The 16,107-nt window shown below is 69.3% G+C and carries 12 protein-coding genes and 2 pseudogenes; 6 read left to right on the forward strand and 8 right to left on the reverse strand.

Annotated features, from left to right (window positions below):
• Positions 1 to 39: 39 nt before the first annotated feature.
• A pseudogene (locus tag CES90_RS49500) lies at positions 40 to 159 on the forward strand (adenosine deaminase); the annotation flags it as partial.
• A gap of 104 nt (positions 160 to 263) precedes the next feature.
• On the opposite strand, the gene CES90_RS13195 reads toward CES90_RS49500, so the two are convergent.
• Complete coding sequence (locus CES90_RS13195) at positions 264 to 860, reverse strand: carboxypeptidase (RefSeq protein ID WP_189784955.1); 597 nt, start codon at positions 858 to 860, stop codon at positions 264 to 266.
• 91 nt (positions 861 to 951) lie between these two features.
• Entirely contained in the window at positions 952 to 1,593 is a 642-nt protein-coding gene (locus CES90_RS13200; protein WP_229914050.1) for a L,D-transpeptidase, read from the reverse strand.
• A gap of 152 nt (positions 1,594 to 1,745) precedes the next feature.
• Here CES90_RS13200 and CES90_RS13205 point away from each other — a divergent pair, with 152 nt between their 5' ends.
• Together CES90_RS13205 and CES90_RS13210 are read left to right on the forward strand one after the other, a co-directional pair.
• The gene (locus tag CES90_RS13205; RefSeq protein ID WP_189784956.1) at positions 1,746 to 4,589 is read left to right on the forward strand and encodes an AfsR/SARP family transcriptional regulator; all 2,844 of its coding nucleotides are present in this window, start codon (positions 1,746 to 1,748) and stop codon (positions 4,587 to 4,589) included.
• Complete coding sequence (locus CES90_RS13210) at positions 4,586 to 4,855, forward strand: hypothetical protein (RefSeq protein ID WP_189784957.1); 270 nt, start codon at positions 4,586 to 4,588, stop codon at positions 4,853 to 4,855. Before CES90_RS13205 ends, CES90_RS13210 begins: the two co-directional genes overlap by 4 nt.
• A gap of 59 nt (positions 4,856 to 4,914) precedes the next feature.
• On the opposite strand, the gene CES90_RS13215 is transcribed toward CES90_RS13210, so the two are convergent.
• Positions 4,915 to 5,877, reverse strand: a complete 963-nt coding sequence (locus CES90_RS13215) for an MFS transporter (protein WP_308437879.1) — start codon at positions 5,875 to 5,877, stop codon at positions 4,915 to 4,917.
• A 354-nt stretch (positions 5,878 to 6,231) separates the two neighbouring features.
• Here CES90_RS13215 and CES90_RS13220 point away from each other — a divergent pair, with 354 nt between their 5' ends.
• Both CES90_RS13220 and CES90_RS13225 read left to right on the forward strand, forming a co-directional pair.
• Positions 6,232 to 8,250, forward strand: a complete 2,019-nt coding sequence (locus CES90_RS13220; protein WP_189785087.1) for a galactose-binding domain-containing protein — start codon at positions 6,232 to 6,234, stop codon at positions 8,248 to 8,250.
• Between the two features lie 27 nt (positions 8,251 to 8,277).
• Positions 8,278 to 8,883 carry a TetR/AcrR family transcriptional regulator gene (locus CES90_RS13225; protein ID WP_189784958.1) on the forward strand — a complete coding sequence of 202 codons (606 nt, stop codon included), beginning with the start codon at positions 8,278 to 8,280 and terminating at the stop codon, positions 8,881 to 8,883.
• 4 nt (positions 8,884 to 8,887) lie between these two features.
• On the opposite strand, the gene CES90_RS13230 is transcribed toward CES90_RS13225, so the two are convergent.
• The 5 genes from CES90_RS13230 to CES90_RS13250 all read right to left on the reverse strand — a co-directional run bounded on the left by CES90_RS13230 (position 8,888) and on the right by CES90_RS13250 (position 13,961).
• Positions 8,888 to 9,469: a GTP-binding protein gene (locus CES90_RS13230; protein WP_189784959.1), complete on the reverse strand. Its 582-nt coding sequence runs from the start codon at positions 9,467 to 9,469 to the stop codon at positions 8,888 to 8,890.
• The gene (locus CES90_RS13235) at positions 9,456 to 9,812 is read right to left on the reverse strand and encodes a DUF742 domain-containing protein (protein ID WP_189784960.1); all 357 of its coding nucleotides are present in this window, start codon (positions 9,810 to 9,812) and stop codon (positions 9,456 to 9,458) included. The genes CES90_RS13230 and CES90_RS13235 overlap by 14 nt, the downstream gene beginning before the upstream one ends.
• A gap of 1 nt (position 9,813) precedes the next feature.
• Positions 9,814 to 10,242 (reverse strand): roadblock/LC7 domain-containing protein, encoded by a 429-nt coding sequence (locus CES90_RS13240; RefSeq protein WP_189784961.1) that lies wholly within the window; start codon positions 10,240 to 10,242, stop codon positions 9,814 to 9,816.
• Positions 10,243 to 10,290: 48 nt separating this feature from the next.
• Positions 10,291 to 12,705 (reverse strand): sensor histidine kinase, encoded by a 2,415-nt coding sequence (locus CES90_RS13245; protein WP_189784962.1) that lies wholly within the window; start codon positions 12,703 to 12,705, stop codon positions 10,291 to 10,293.
• Between the two features lie 242 nt (positions 12,706 to 12,947).
• A complete protein-coding gene (locus CES90_RS13250) occupies positions 12,948 to 13,961 on the reverse strand; it encodes a substrate-binding domain-containing protein (RefSeq protein ID WP_189784963.1) in 1,014 nt (337 codons plus the stop codon).
• A 361-nt stretch (positions 13,962 to 14,322) separates the two neighbouring features.
• Between CES90_RS13250 and CES90_RS13260 the strand changes: the two are divergent.
• Positions 14,323 to 16,101: pseudogene (locus CES90_RS13260) on the forward strand (alginate lyase family protein).
• Positions 16,102 to 16,107: the final 6 nt, after the last annotated feature.

A 16,107-nucleotide genomic window follows, 5' to 3' on the forward strand; every position in this document is an offset into this window, starting at 1 on the left:
CGGAGTGAGTCCTGTTGCCAGGATTCATGCTCAGCCGTCGGCCCTGAGGTCTTCGAGGAGTTCACGGTCGCGGCGGCCGAGGCGGCGTTCCTGCCGCTGCCGAAGCGGCAGCGTCTGATCGACGAGGTGATCCGCCCGGGTCACGCGGCGCTGCGCTGACGCCTGTCGAGCTTGCGGGTCGCGGGCGGCCGCACGACACCGAACCGCCGCCGGTGGCTCCGGCGGCGGTCGGCGAGCTCCTCAGGCGTGGGCGCGTACCCGCGTCACCACTGGCAGTGGACGTGGGTGCTGTGCCCGCTGTGGCCCGGCCCCAGTACGAGCTTGGCGCCGTACGACGTACACGCCTTCATCAGACGCTTCGCCTTGGTCAGGCCGGGCCCACGGGTGGAGACGTACGAGCCGTTGACGATGTCGACGTCGAACGCCCGCCCCTTGTAGTGGGCCGAGTTCGGCGAGTGCTTGCTGCCGGCGATCGCCGTGACGCGGAAGGTGAACCGCTTCTTCGCGTTCAGCTGCTGCATGGCGTGGAGCATCTTCGCGTTCAGCGCGACCTTGACACCCCGCGGGTGGGCGTACCTGCTGGTGTACGCCTTCTTGCCGCGCGCGGCGTCCCTGATGTTGGCCTTCGCCGTCGAACGGGCGTCCTTCACCCCGCTGACGTGGTGGTTGAGCAGTTTGATGCCGTTGTTCTTGGCGATCTTCTTCGCCGACGCCTGGGCCGACGGTGTGGCGGTGGTCTCCGCGGCGGCGGCCGCTGCGGTCGTGCGCGGTGCGGCGGGCTGAGCGACGGCGGGCAGGGCCGCGCCGGCCGTGAGCGACGATGCGAGGGCGACGGAGGCCAGGAGCCTGGTGGGCTTCATGCGCTGTGGTTCCTTCCGGGTGTCGGGGTTGCCGAGTGGGGCGCAAGGAGCCGGACAGGGCGCACGCGCCCTGTCCGGACTTGGGCGGTGCTCAGTTGACGACCTTGAGCTGCTTCGGCCAGCCGTGCTTGTTCGCGGTGCGGAACAGCTCCCTGATGTCCTTGGGCGAGAGCTTGATGCAGCCCAGGGAGTAGTAGTCCCCGGCTCCGTCCCAGCGGTACGGGCTGTCGCCGTTCGTCTTCCTGCCCTGCTTGCCGTCGGGGAGCATCTCGCTGTGGATGAACAGCGCGTCGCGCACGACCTTGCGCTGGCCGGGCTTCGGCTTGCACCACTTGTTGGAGACGGGGATGGCGTAGCCGTTGATGCCCTTCTCCCCGCCGTTCTTCCTCGTCGTCTGCTTGCCGACGTTGTACGTCCCGGTGGGCAGCCATCCCGCGTTCTTGGCGCACTCGTTCGTGCTGCCGTTGCCGGATCCGGCCCGCCAGTCGTCGATCTTCCGGTCCTTGCCCGGCTGGCTCTTCATGTAGTACAGCCGCGACTTGGTGGGGTCGGACCAATTCTTGTTGAAGAGGAAGTAGTACTTGCTGGTCTTGCCGGCGGCCTTCGCGACGGCCGGTGCGTCGGCGGCCACCACGCCGCCCGGCGCCGGCGCCGCCTGGGTGGGCTGCGCGACGGCCATGACGCCGCCCGCCAGCAGCACACCTGTCAGGGCCGCACTCGTGAATCGGTTCACTGTCCCGCTCCTCCAGTTCTCGGAAATCCCCCGCGTTCGTCGGGGAGCGGCTCGATCCTGAATGGCCGATCCTGTGCGAACCTTGGCGAATCCTTGGCCCGCTGGTCATGCCGTGCGCTGGATAGCATGTGGGGCCGGGGGAGGAGAAACGGATGGACACTGAGTTGGGCGTGCTCGGCTCCGTCGAGGCACGCATTGCCGGCAGACCGGTCGACCTCGGTCCCGCGCGCCAGCGGTGCGTCCTCGCGGTTCTGGTCGTCGAGGCCAACCACCACGTCCCGGTCGACGAACTCACCTACCGGGTCTGGGGACACAGCCCTCCGCGCGAGCCCCGTGGCAGCCTGTACAGCTACCTCTCCCGATTACGCCGTGTCCTCGGCGACGCCGAGGACGTGCGCCTCGACCGACAGGCGGGCGGCTACCTCCTGACCGTGGATCCGGGGGCCGTGGATCTGCACCGTTTCCGTGACCTGATCGCGCGGGCGCGCGCCGCCACCGACGAGGCCGCCGCTGCCGCCCTGTTCGACGACGCGCTCGGACTGTGGCGGGGACCGGCCTTCGGCACCCTCGACACCCCGTGGCTCAGCGATCTGCGCGACGTCCTGGCCCAGGAGCGGGTCACCGCCCAGCTCGACCGCAACGACATCCAGCTGAGCCGGGGGCGCCACGCCGAACTGATCGCCGGTCTCCTCGCGCTGACGGCCGAGCACCCGCTGGACGAGCGCCTCGCCGGCCAGTACATGCTCGCCCTGTACCGAAGTGGCCGCCCGTCCAGCGCACTTGCCGTCTACCAGGACATCCACGACAGGCTGGCCGAGGAGCTCGGGACCAGTCCGCACCCGTCCCTGCAGGACCTCCACCAGGAGATCCTGCGGTCCTCCCCGTCCCTCGCCGTGTCGCCGACCGCCCCCGCGTCCGCGCACGCACAGGACACGACCGCGCCGCAGTCCCTCCCCGACCCGTCGCCCGGGCCCGTACCGCCGCCCGTGCCTGTGGCGCAGCAACTGCCGGCTCCGCCACCAGCCTTCGTCGGCCGAACCCGTGAAATCGGCTTGCTGGACCGGTTGGTGGATCGCGACGGCGAGGCGGAAACCACCGTCGGCATCGCGGCGATCACCGGCACGGGAGGCGTCGGCAAGACCTGCCTGGCCCTGCGGTGGGCCCACGACAACGTGGACAGGTTTCCCGACGGGCACCTCTACACCAACCTCCGGGGGTTCGACGCCACCGGTCGCCCCACGCCCCCCGACGAGGTGCTCCGCGCCTTTCTGGAAGCGCTCGGCACAGCCCCCGGCGCGATCCCGGCCGGCGCCGACGCGCAGGCCGGTCTCTACCGCACCCTGACCGCCGGCCGCAGGATGCTGATCCTGCTCGACAACGCCCACGACACCGACCAGGTACTGCCCCTCCTGCCTGGCGGCTCGTCCTGCACGGTCGTCGTGACCAGTCGCCGGCAGCTCACGGGGCTGACATGTGCGCACGGCGCCCGGCCGCTCGCGCTGGACGCCCTCGTGCCCGACGAGGCCCGGCGGTTGTTCAGCCGCCACCTCGGATCCGAGCGCGTCGGCGCCGAACCCCGGGACGCCACCCGGATCCTGGAACGCTGCGCCGGCCTGCCGCTGGCGATCAGTATCCTGGCCGCACGCGCCGCGGCCAACCCCTCGTTCCCGCTCCAGGCTCTCGCCTCCGAGCTGGACGCCGCCTGGGAGAGCCTCGACGCCTTCGACGGCGGCGACCGGTCGGCTGACCTGCGCGCCGTGTTCTCCTGGTCATACGCGGCACTCGACACCGGCCCACGCCGGCTCTTCCGGCTGCTAGGAACGCACCCGGGACCGGATATCGCCACCCCCGCCGCTGCCGCCGTGGCGGGCCTCGGTCCGCGCGAGACACGGTCGCTGCTCGTGGAACTCGCCCGTGCCCACCTGGTGTCGGAACACGCTCCGGGCCGCTACACACTCCACGATCTGCTGCGCGAGTACGCCGTCGAGCTGTCCGCCGAAGACCCCGAAACGCCGCAGGCCCTCCTGCGCGGCGTCGACCATTCCCTGCACACGGCTCACGCCTGCGACCGACTGCTCTGGCCACACCGTGATCCGATCACCCTGACGGCGGCGGTCCCTGGTGCGGCGCCCGTGCAGCACGCAGACGACCGTGAGGCACTGCAGTGGTTCGAGACCGAGCATGCGGTGCTCGCGGCCACGGTCGAGCAGACCCGCCGAGCCGGGCTGCACCGCCACACATGCCAACTGGCCTGGGCTCTGAGCACGTATCACGGCCGGAAGGGCAAATGGCACGACGTGATCGCGACCCAGACGGCCGCCCTCGAGGCCGCGACCGCCCTGGACGATCCCTCGGAGCAGGCACGTGCCCATCGTGAACTCGGCTGCGCCTACAACGAGATCGGCCGCCACGACGAGGCGGACGATCACCTCGCGCGTGCTCTGGAGCTCTACCACGCCCTGGAGGACCACAAGGGCGAGGCCCAGACCCATCTCGTACTCGGCTGGATCTGCGACCGGTTCGGTGATCAACGGGAGGCCCTCCACCATGATCTTCTCGCCCTGGAGCTGTTCCAGGCGGTCGGCCACCTCGCCGGCCAGGCCAGGGCGCTCAACGCGGTCGGCTGGGACTACGCCCAGCTGAGTGAGTACGAGTCGGCGGCGGCCCATTGCCGGGCGGCCCTTGCCGTCCAGCAGAAACTCGGGGACCGCCGCGGCGAGGCCAACACCTGGGACAGCCTGGGCTTCGCGTACCAGCACCTGGGCGACTACGAAGAGGCGGTCGTGTGCTACCACTCCAGCCTCGCGCTGAACGAGGAGAACGGCCACAGGTTCAACCTCTTCGAGAACCTGGACCACCTCGGCGACGTCCACCTCGCCATGGGCGACGAGGAAGCGGCCCGCGACTACTGGCGGCAGTCGGTGACGATTCTCAGGGAGCTGGGAAGCTACGACGCCGACATCGACCGGATCACGGCCAAGATGCACTCAGCATGACGCTGTCACCCAGCCTGCCGCTGGTCGCCGGCTGCACCCTGCACTTCGAGCCCCGCAGCCCCGCCGAGACATATCCAGGTGACTGGCGCCCGGGGACCTTCGTGCTGGACGACAACGGCACGCGCATGGAGGTTGCCACGCCAGCGGCCCCATTGGCCCACCTCACCGGCCAGATCAATCTCAGTGACGCGGGTCAGGACGACGGCGATCTGTACAGCGAGTTCGAACTCGCCGACTTCGACACCGACTCTGAAGGAGGCGCCTGAGCCCGCCGGGCCGGCACCCTGTACCGGGGCACCCCCATCCTGGCACGGGAAAGATGTGATCAGGCAGCCCCTTGTACTCCCTTTGGGTCCTTGGACTGCACCTGCTCCTGCTCATAGGTCAGCGGCAGGTCACGCTCGCGACGCATGGGGCTCATGGCAAGGATGAGCCAACTGGGCGCGACGAAACCCGTCATGGTCCACATGGCAGACCGGTAACCGACAGCGTCACCGAGCACGCCGCCGAGCAGGGATCCGAGCGGGATGGTGCTGTGGTTGATCACCATGGCCGTCGCCACGACCCGGCCGAGCATGTGCGGTGGGCAGTAGTTCTGCCGGAAGCTGCCGACCACGATGTTGGCCACGGAGATACCGATCCCGACGAGAAGGGCGCCCATCGCGAACGGCAGCAGCCCCGGCCCCGTCTTGGTCATTGGCATCAGCAGCGCGAACGGCGAGGTGACGGCCTGCAGGACGAGCAGCCCGCGCGCGGTACCGAACCGTCGGCTGACCCTGGTGGCCACCAGGGCGCCCAGGATGCCGCCGGTGCTGCCGCTGGCCAGCAGCAGCCCGACCGTGGCCGGGTTTAGCCCGACGGTGCGGACAAGGAACACAACCTGGACCGCCTGGTAGCCCATCAGCGCCATGTTGATCACAGCGCCCCGGGTGACCATCGGCCGCAGGTAGCGGTCCCGGCTCACGAAGCGGGGCCCTTCGGCGATCTGCCGTCGGAGGGAGGCGCGTTCCTCGTGCAGAGCGCGGTCAGGCTCGACCACTCTGATCCGCTTCAGGCAAAGCGCGGAAATCAGGAACGTCACCGCGTCGGCCACGAGTGCGGTGACCGCGCCGAACGCCTGGGTGAGCAGCCCCGCCATCCCCGGCCCGGCGACCTGGGTGACGGCCTCGCTGCCCTGCAGCCCGCCGCCCTGTGGGGGCAGGCCTGTCGAGCCCGGGCAATACGGGGCGCTCCCGCCGTCGGCGTCACCAACACGACTCACAAGACTCACAAGACTCACAGGACCCACAGGACCACAGGACTCACTCGACTCACTCGACTCACTCGACTCACGCGACCGGGCAACACACGACCCGTCGGCAGCTCCCGGACAATTCCCTCAGGTTTCCGATCATTTGACGAATCGTCACCTCGCCGTTGAGCCCCGATCGCCATCAGGTCAACCGTCCCGGACTATTGACTCGCTTCACCTGCGGAGAGATTCTCGTCACATCGCTTGTGCCAGCCATGACAAATCGGGCTATGGCGTCGTGGGTGTTCAACGCGTCCCGGAACGGTCTGGCCGATCGACCGCGCCATCCTTCGACCGAGGACGTGAGTGATGACCAGGACTCGACATGCCCAGCACAGACGCCGGCCCCTCATGGTGCTGGCGTTGTTCCTCACCGCGATGGGCATGCTGCTGAGCCCCTCGTCCAGTTCGGCCGCCACCGGCGACTGGTGGCTCCCCACCTCCCGACCGGCCCCCGACTCCCAGATCAATGTCACGGGCGAGCCGTTCAAGGGGACGAACTCAGCCGGCGAGGTGCGCGGGTTCGTCGACGCGCACAACCACCTGTTCTCCAACGAGGCCTTCGGCGGCCGGCTGATCTGCGGCAAGGTGTTCTCCACCTCGGGCGTCGCCGACGCGCTGAAGGACTGCCCCGAGCACTACCCGGACGGGACGCTCGCGCTCTTCGACTACATCACCCACGGCGGCGACGGCAAGCACGACCCGGTCGGCTGGCCCACGTTCAAGGACTGGCCGGCGTACAACTCGATGACCCACCAGGCGAACTACTACGCCTGGATCGAGCGCGCCTGGCGCGGCGGTCAGCGCGTCCTGGTCAACGACCTGGTCACCAACGGGATGATCTGCTCCGTCTACCCGTTCAAGGACCGCGGTTGCGACGAGATGACGTCGATCCGTCTGCAGGCGAAGCTGACGTACGACCTGCAGGACTACATCGACGCGATGTACGGCGGCACCGGCAAAGGCTGGTTCCGGATCGTCACCGACAGCCAGCAGGCGCGCAAGGTCATCGCGCAGGGCAAGCTCGCCGTGATCCTGGGCGTGGAGACCTCCGAGCCGTTCGGCTGCAAGCAGATCCTCGACATCCCTCAGTGCAGCAAGCAGGACATCGACAAGGGCCTCGACGAGCTGTACGACCTGGGTGTGCGCAGCATGTTCCTGTGCCACAAGTTCGACAACGCGCTGTGCGGCGTCCGTTTCGACGAGCACGGTCTCGGCACGGCGATCAACGTCGGCCAGTTCCTGTCGACGGGCACCTTCTGGCGGACGGAGAAGTGCACCGGCCCGCAGAAGGACAACCCGATCGGTGCGGCGTCCACGAAGGCCGAGAAGGATCTGCCGGAGGGCACCGAGGTCCCGGAGTACGACAAGGACGCGCAGTGCAACGTGCGCGGGCTCACCGATCTCGGCGAGTACGCCGTACGCGGCATGATGAAGCGCAAGATGATGCTCGAGATCGACCACATGAGCGTCAAGGCCACCGGCCGCGTCCTCGACATCTTCGAGGCCGAGTCGTACCCGGGCGTTCTGTCCTCGCACAGCTGGATGGACCTGAACTGGACCGAGCGGGTCTACTCCCTCGGCGGTTTCGTGGCCCAGTACATGCACGGCTCGCAGGAGTTCAGCAAGGAGGCCCAGCGCACCGACGCGCTGCGCGCGAAGTACGACGTGGGCTACGGATTCGGCACGGACTTCAACGGCATCGGCGACCACCCCGCCCCGCGGGGCGCGGACACGTCGAACCCGGTGACGTACCCCTTCAAGAGCGCCGACGGCGGCTCCACCCTCGACAGGCAGACCACCGGGCAGCGCACCTGGGACTACAACACCGACGGTGCCGCCCATGTCGGCATGGTCCCGGACTGGATCGAGGACATCCGGCTCGTCGGCGGCCAGGGTGTCGTGGACGACCTGTTCAAGGGCGCCGAGTCCTACCTCGACACCTGGGGCTCCTCCGAGGACCACCAGGCCGGAGTGAACCTCGCCAAGGGCGTGACGGCGACGGCCAGTTCGTCCGAGTCGAACCCCTTCACCAGCTACCGGCCCGGCCGGGCCGCGGACGGCGACGGCGACAGCCGCTGGGCGAGCGACTGGAGCGACGACCAGTGGCTGAGGCTGGACCTCGGCTCCTCGCACACGATCACGAAGGTCACCCTCGACTGGGAGCGTGCCTACGGCAGGTCGTACCGGGTCGACGTCTCCACCGACGGCTCGGCCTGGCGGACCGTGTGGTCGACGACCGCCGGTGACGGCGGCCTGGACACGGCCACGTTCTCCGGTGTCGCGGCGAGATATGTTCGGATGCAGGGGGTGGACCGCGGTACGAACTGGGGGTACTCCCTGTACGAGGTCGGCGTGTTCAGCGGCTGACCCGAACAACGGGGGAAGGAATCCACCATGGCACGCTTGCCGTCGGCCGAGCGGCGCAGACAGTTGACCGAGGCGGCCATCCGCGCGATGACCCGGGACGGCGTCCCCAGGACGACGACCCGGTCCATCGCGGCCGAGGCGGGCGTGTCGCTGAGCGTCTTCCACTACTGCTTCGACTCCAAGCAGGAGTTGATCGAGTCCGTCATCACCACCATCACCGGGCACTACGTGGCACTGGTGCGGGAGGCGATCCGGCCCCGGGAGACACTCAGGGAGACCGTACGGGCCGGTTTCCAGGCGTACTGGGACCATGTGTCCGCCCACCCGGGCGAGCACATGCTCACCTACGAGCTGACCCAGTACGCCCTGCGTGAGCCCGGCTTCGAACATCTGGCGCGACGCCAGTACGAGATGTACTGCGACACCTACGCCGAGCTGATCGAGCATCTGCGCCGGTCCATGGACTTCGAACTGACCGTCCCCGTCCCGGTCCTGGCCCGCTATCTGGCCGCCATGACGGACGGTCTCACCCTCAACTACCTGGTCCTGGGTGACGACGCGACCTGGACGGACATCCTCGACACGATCACCGACCATGTGGCCGGTCTCGTACGGGAGGAGGTCCGCCCGTAGCGCTTCAGTGGGCGGACGCGGCGATCAACTGGTCGAGCAGGGCGATCAGTACGTCACGGCACGAGGTGCGCTCCCGGGCGTCGAAGAGCAGTACCGGCATGTCCTCGGGCAGGGCCAGGGCCTCGCGGATCTCGTCCGGTTCGTACGGGTGCTCGCCGTAGAAGCCGTTGACGCCGATGACGAACGGGATACCGCGGCGCTCGAAGAAGTCGATGGCGGCGAAGCTGGACTCGGGTCTGCGCACGTCGACCAGGACCACCGCCCCGAGAGCGCCGATCGCGAGATCGTTCCACATGAACCAGAACCGCTGCTGCCCGGGCGTGCCGAACAGATACAGCACGAGGTCCTGGCCGATGCTGATCCGGCCGAAGTCGAGGGCCACCGTGGTGGCCTGTTTCTCCGGGATGCCGTCGAGGTCGTCGACGCCGAGGCTCGCGATGGTGAGGGGTTCCTCGGTGCGCAGCGGGACGATCTCGCTGACCGACCCGACCATGGTCGTCTTGCCGACGCCGAATCCGCCGGCGATGAGGATCTTCACCGCGTCGGGTGCCGAGGTCCCCTGGGGGGTGGGGTCAGAGCCGGCCAAGGCCGTCCCTCACTTTCTTCAGCAGGTCCAGGTCGGGGGTGCGGGAGATCATGCGGGGCTGGCGGACACTGATCCGGCCCGCCTCCAGCAGGTCGCAGAGCATGATGGCGACCACACTCACCGGGAGGTCGAGCTTGCTGGCCAGCTCCGCGACCACGATCGGCTTCGCACTCAGCTTGAGGATCCGCGTGTGCTCCGGCTGTGGCCGGGTGCCCCCGGCCGGCTGCGGGTCCACCGCCGTCACCATGGTGATCAGGGTGAAGTCGCCACGGGCGGGCCGGGTCCGGCCGCCCGTCAGGGTGAACGGGCGAACCAGCCGGCCCGCCGCGTCGCCTCCGTTCACCTCACTCGCCGCTGTCGGCCGCGACGGCATCGGCGCGTGGTGCCGCGCTGAGGTGCTCGCCGATCTTCTTGACCAGCATGTTCATCTGGTACGCCACCACGCCGACGTCCGCGCCCTGCCGGGTCAGCACCGCGAGGTTCGCGCCGGGTCCGGCGTTGGTGAGGATCAGGAAGGCGTTGCCCATCTCGATGAGCAACTGCCGGACGGGGCCACCGCGGAAGTCCATGCTGACGCCCTTGCTGAGGCTCATCAGGCCGGACGCGGTGGCCGCCAGGCGTTCGGCGTCGTCGCGGAGGAACGCGGTGGACTTGCTGACGACCAGTCCGTCCTCGGAGAGCACGACGGCGTGGTCGACCTCGGCGACGCGGTCCACCAGTCCGGTGAGCAGCTGGTCGAGCTGGCTGTGCGTGGCGGGGATACGGCGTGTCATCTGTGTGTCCTTCAATGAGCGGTGTGCGGAGGGGGAGTCGATGGGACGTCAGGTGCCGGAGGCGGGGAGCCGGTCTCCTGGGTCTTCGGACGGTGCGGGTTCTGCCCCTGCGTACTCGGGTTCCGCGTCCTCGTCACGTGCCTGGAGGGTTCCGCGCTGGAATCCGGCGAGCGAGGAGGCTGCGCGCTCGGCGGTGAAGTCGTCGTCGCGGTCGCCGTCCGGGCAGGTGGGCGCCTCCTCCTTCAACTCGGCGGCCAGGCTGGTCTGCGGGATCCGGCGGGGCAACGGCTTCAGGCCGCCCTTCTTCCCCGACAGAGGCTTCTTCCTGGCGGCGGCTGCCCGTGGCCCGGTCCCGTCCGCGACGGCTTCCGCGGTCCGCCCGTCCGTGACGGGCTCCGGCTCCGGCTCCGGCGTACGGTTCCGGTCCTGCCGTACGGGCTCGGGCGCGGCTACGGCGGCGACCCGGGCGGCCACGAGCGAGGTCCGTGCGGGCGGTTCGGCCGTGTCGGTGCCGTCCTCGTCGGGGACGGGGGCCTCGCGCACCACGATCTCGTGCGGGATCAGCACGATCGCGGTGGTGCCGCCGTACGGCGAGGCACGCAGGGTGACGGCGATGCCGTGCCGGGTGGCGAGCCGGGCGATCACGAACATGCCGAGCCGGAGGTCGTCGGCGAGCGCGACCACGTCGAACTGCGGGGACACCGCCAGTTGGGCGTTGAACGCGGCGTAGTCCTCCTCGGACATGCCGAGCCCTCGGTCCTCGATCTCGATGGCGAGGCCCTTGGCCACGATCGCCGCGCGGACGCCCACCGGGCTCGGGGCGGGCGAGTAGGCGGTGGCGTTGTCGATGAGCTCGGCGAGGAGGTGGATCACGTCGGCGACGGCGGGCGGGGCGATCCACACGTCGTCCTCGGTGTGCACCTCCACCCGCTGGTACTCGGCGACCTCGCCGACGGCGCTGCGCAGGATGTCGATCAGCGCGACCGGTTCGGACCAGGTACGGCCGGGCCGCTCGCCGCTGATGATGACGAGGTTCTCCTCGTAGCGGCGCAGCTGGCTCGCGGTGGAGTCCAGCTCGTACAGGCCCTTGAGGATCTCCGGGTCCTGGTGCTGGCGCTCCAGTTTGTCGAGCTTGGTGAGCTGGAGGTTGACCAGGTTCTGGCTCTGCCGGGCGATGCCGAGGATGACCCGCTGGAATCCGCGCCGGGTGTCGGCGAGCTCCACCGCGGTGTGCACGGCGGTGCGCTGGGCGGCGTTGAACGCCTTGGCGACCTGGCCGAGTTCGTCGGTGCCGTAGTCCAGCGGGGCCGCGGCGGCGTCGACGTCGACTTTCTCGCCCCGGTCGAGGCGGGCCACGACGTCGGGCAGCCGTTCCTCGGCGAGGCTGAGGGTCGCGGTCCTCAGGCCGGTGAGGCGGCGGGACAGGGAGCGGGTGATGCGCCAGGACATCACGACGCACAGCAGCAGCGCGGCGAGCCCGGCGGCGCTCAGCGAGCCGGCCTTGATCAGCAGCCCGCGCGCCTCCTCACCGCTGCGGTCCAGCAGCCCCTGGGTCTGTGCCCGGATCAATCGCTCGTACTGGGCGGACAGCTTCGCCATCGCGTCGTTCCACAGCGCCTGGGACTCCGGCAGCTCGGTCTTCCGGGAGTAAACGGGGCCCGTGGTGGGGGTGGAGAGGATTTCATTCTCCACGCTCTGCAGGGCCTGCCAGTCCTTGCCCTGGATGATCCGCTCGACCTCGGTCTTCACCTCGCCCTCCAGCGAGGGCAAGAGCTGGTTGTCGACGAGCCAGCGGCGGGCGTTGACCACCTGGGCGAAGCGGTCCCGGGTCGACTTGTCGAGCTGCCCCGAGGGCCAGTTGAGGGTGAGGATCGCGTCCCCCTGGGAGACCAGCTCGGCGGCCCGTTCGAGGGTGACGAGCGGACCGGCCTGCGAGGTGAGGTCGCCGTCGTCGACCTGGGAGAGCGCCTGGAAGGCGTGGATCTGGCCGTCGATGATCTCGGTGTAATGGGCCAGGGCCTGCTCGGGGGTGATGTCGGTGAGGCTGTCCACCTGGTCCCGGTAGTACTCCAGGCTGCCGGAGCCGGCCATCACCGAGTACAGCCGCCCACCGACGCGGTCGGGGGCCTCCTCGATGGCGTCCGCGCCTTCGGTCAGCTTCGCGACCGCCTTGTCGGTCTCCCTGCGCTGCCGCTCCAGGGGCTCCATGGAGCTGCCGGGGGCCGCCATGTAGGCGGCGGACAGGGCGCGCTCGCGCTGCAGGGCGAGGGTCGCGTCGGTTCCCATGGCGCCGGTGGACTTGCTCAGTCCGGTCTGCGCCCGCAGCCGTAGCCCCTCCGAGAACATCTGCGTCGTCGTCATGGCCCAGCTGGCGGTGAGCGTGACGCCGGGGATCAGAGCCAGAAGGATCAGCGAGAGACGTATGGAGCCGAGACGGCGCCGGGCGCCGGTCCGTGAGGGCATCGTCGTCCTTGGGCGGTTGGCGGGGAGCGGAAGGAGTCAGCGGTACGTCACAGGGGATGCGCAGGATGCTATCCGTACAAGAGAACGCATGCGTCAGCAGAGGTCGAAAGCTTGGTGTCGCCGTTACCCGACCGTTCCGGATGGTTGCGTCCCGCTGCATGATCGTGCCCGAACGGAAGGTTCCGTTTGCCTGGGTGCACACGCGCCCTTCGCCGCGGGTACACAAGGCCCTCACGCATTCGTCAACGCGTGCCGTTCTCCGCGAACTTCGCGATTCCGGCGATGTTCTTCCTGTTGACGAACGCGGGGCCGGTGAGCACGGGCTCGACCCCGCCGCCGCTGATGTTGCCGTTGGTCTTGTAGAGCCAGAGCGAGTCGACCGCCAGATAGCCCTGGAGGTACGGCTGCTGGTCCACCGCGAACTGCACATCGCCGCTCCGCACCGCCTTGGCCAGGTCCTTGCTCAGGTCGAAGGTGGCGACCTCGGCCTTGCTGCCCGCGTCGTCGACCGAGTCCACGGCGGCCAGCGCGAACTGCGCGCCGAGCGTCACCACCTCGTCGATCGTGGGGTCCTGGCGCAGTTTGGCGGTGATCGAGCGCGTCACCGCGTCCATGTCTGTGCCGTCGACGTAGAGGTTCTCGGTCTGTCCGGCGAAAGCCTTCCGCACTCCGGCGCAGCGGGCCTCTATGGCCACGTTGCCGCGTTCGTGGACGACGCACAGCGCGTGCTTGGCTTTCAGGGCGTCCAGTTGGTTGCCGAGCGCCTGGCCGGCGACGCTCTCGTCCTGGCCGAAAAACGCCAGCAAGCCCTGTGCGGCCCAGGCGTCGATACCGGAGTTGAGGGCCACGACGGGTATACCGGCTCTGCGCGCCTCGGCGACCGCGCTCCGCATGGCCTGCGGCTTGGCCAGGGTCACCGCGATGCCGTCGACCTTGTCGGCGATCGCGTCCCGCACCAGCTGTGCCTGGCCCGCCGCGTCGGGGTCGCTGTGGTAGGTGAGGTCGATGCCGTCCTTGGCGGCCGCGACGTCCGCGCCTCGGCGCACCAGATCCCAGAAGGCGTCCCCCTCGGCGCTGTGGGTGATCAGGGCGACCTTCATGCCGTTACCGCCCGCCTCGCCCGCCGACTCCGTTTCCGCATCGAAGTCCGTTCCGCCGAGGACGGAGCAGCCCGCGACCGTCAGACTGACGGCCGCCGCGAGCGCCGCGGCACGGAAAGATCTGGAGAGACCGTGAAGCGCGGGGGGTGGAGTCATGGGGGTGCGGCACCTCGCTGTGCGACCGGGGCGGGACGTTTCGGGGAAGGCGAAATGCCGCGTTCACCGCGATGACGTGCGGCGACTGGCTGACTTTCGCTGGGCGGAGCCAATCGCGTGTGACGCCCGGTAGTCAAGTGAACAACAAAATCGATGTACTGCTGTGACAGCGACGGGCTGACCAGCACACACGTGTCAACGGACGGAGCCGAATGCGCCCCTGGCACGGCCCGTGCGGAAAGGCGGCAACCTCTTCACATCCGGCGGCGACTCCTCCGCTGACCACCCCCTCCAGAAGGAACGGAAGCGACGCGTCAGCGACAACCGCAGCAAGGCCCGCCACCGGAGAAGGAACACAGCGCTGGCCATCGGCGCCCCCTCGCCCTGGCCGCCGCGGGGACCATGGCCTACGGGACGGTCTTCGGCGCGTTCGGCGAAGGCGCCCTGCCGAAGGCCGCGACGGCCGGGGCAGCCGGGGCAGCCGGGGCGGCGTGGGCCGACGATGTCGCCGACGGCTTCGCGTCGGTCAACGCGCTCGGCCAGAACGGAACAGCGGCGGCTTCTTCCTCGGCTCCGGCGTCCACAACGCCATCATCCGCAACCTGACGATCCGTGACTCCTACCAGGGCACCTGGAACGACAAGGACCACGACTTCGACGCCATCCAGATGGACGGCGCCCACCACGTCTGGATCGGCCACAACGACCTGCGGCACATGGCGGACGGCCAGATCGACAGCCGCAAGGACACCACCCACGTCACCGTGTCCACTGGTTCCGCGAGGCCGAGCAGCGCAACCCCTCCACCGACAACGTGGCCCACGCGCACCTGTACAACAACTTCCTGGAGGACGTGTCCGGCACGGACATCACCTCGTCGTACGGCAACTACGCGCGCGGCAACACGAAGATGGTCATGGAGAACAACTACGTGACCTTCTACAACGACGTGCACGCCGCCTACCAGATCGGCCTGCGCCACCACGTCACCGGCGAGGCCGAGTACGCCGACACCGCCGTCGCCATCCTCAACGCCTGGTCGGAGCAGCTCACTTCCATCGCAGGCAACGCCGACCGTTTCCTGGCCTCCGGACGGTACGGCTACCAGATCGCCAACGCCGCCGAGCTCGTCCGCGATCACCCCCGACTTCGCGCTCGACCGCTTCCAGGAGATGCTGAGCGACGTCTTCGGCACGGTCAGCGACGACTTCCTGGTGAACCACAACGGCGCGGTCATCACCAACTACTGGCCCAACTGGGACCTCGCCAACATGGCCTGCGTCCTCGCCACCGGTATCTTCTGCGACGACAAGGCCCAGGTCGCCCGCGCCGTCGACTACTTCAAGAACGGCGAGGGCCTCGGCGCCGTCAAGCAGGCCATCCCCGTCGTCCACGACGACGGCCTCGCCGAGTGGCTGGAGGCCGGCCGGGACCAGGGCCACGCCCTCCTCGGCGTCGGCCTGATGGGCACCTTCTGCGAGATGGCCTGGAACCAGCGCATCGACCTGTACGGCTACGACGACAACCGCTTCCTCAAGGGCGCCCAGTACGTGGCCAAGCGGGCCATGGGCGGCCAGGTTGCCTACACCGAGAACACCCGTGCGAAGGGCGCGATCAACGGCTGGTCCGGCCGCGAGACCGCGTCCCAGGCAGCGGGCGTCGACCCCAACATGACGCGGCCGATCTGGGCCATGATCGCCAACCACTGCACCAAGCGCCGGGGCCTCGACGCCTCATACGTCACCCGCATCGCCGCCAAGGCGGCCCCCGAGGGCGGTGGCGGCGACTACGGCCCAACAGCGGCGGCTTCGACCAACTGGGCTTCGGCACGCTGGCGTTCACGCGGGACAAGGCGATTAGGGCAGAGGCGGAGGCGTCCCCGTCCGCGTCCAAGGCGGCAGGCTCGGGTTCGGACTCGGGCGCCGACTCGGGGTCCGGCACCGGCACGAAGACGAGCGGCTCGTCGGCCTCCCCGTGCGCCTCCGCGAGCGCGCAGGGCGGACGCGGTGACGACCTGGCCGCGACCGGCTCCACCGAACTCGTGGCCTGGAGCGCCGCCGGCGGCATCACGGCCCTCGCGGGTGGCCTGCTCCTGCTGCGCCGCCGCAACAACCGCCCGGGCGGCGGCTCCCACGGCTGACGCCAG

The sequence above is a fragment of the Streptomyces capitiformicae genome, assembly GCF_002214185.1.
Classification (GTDB): domain Bacteria; phylum Actinomycetota; class Actinomycetes; order Streptomycetales; family Streptomycetaceae; genus Streptomyces; species Streptomyces capitiformicae.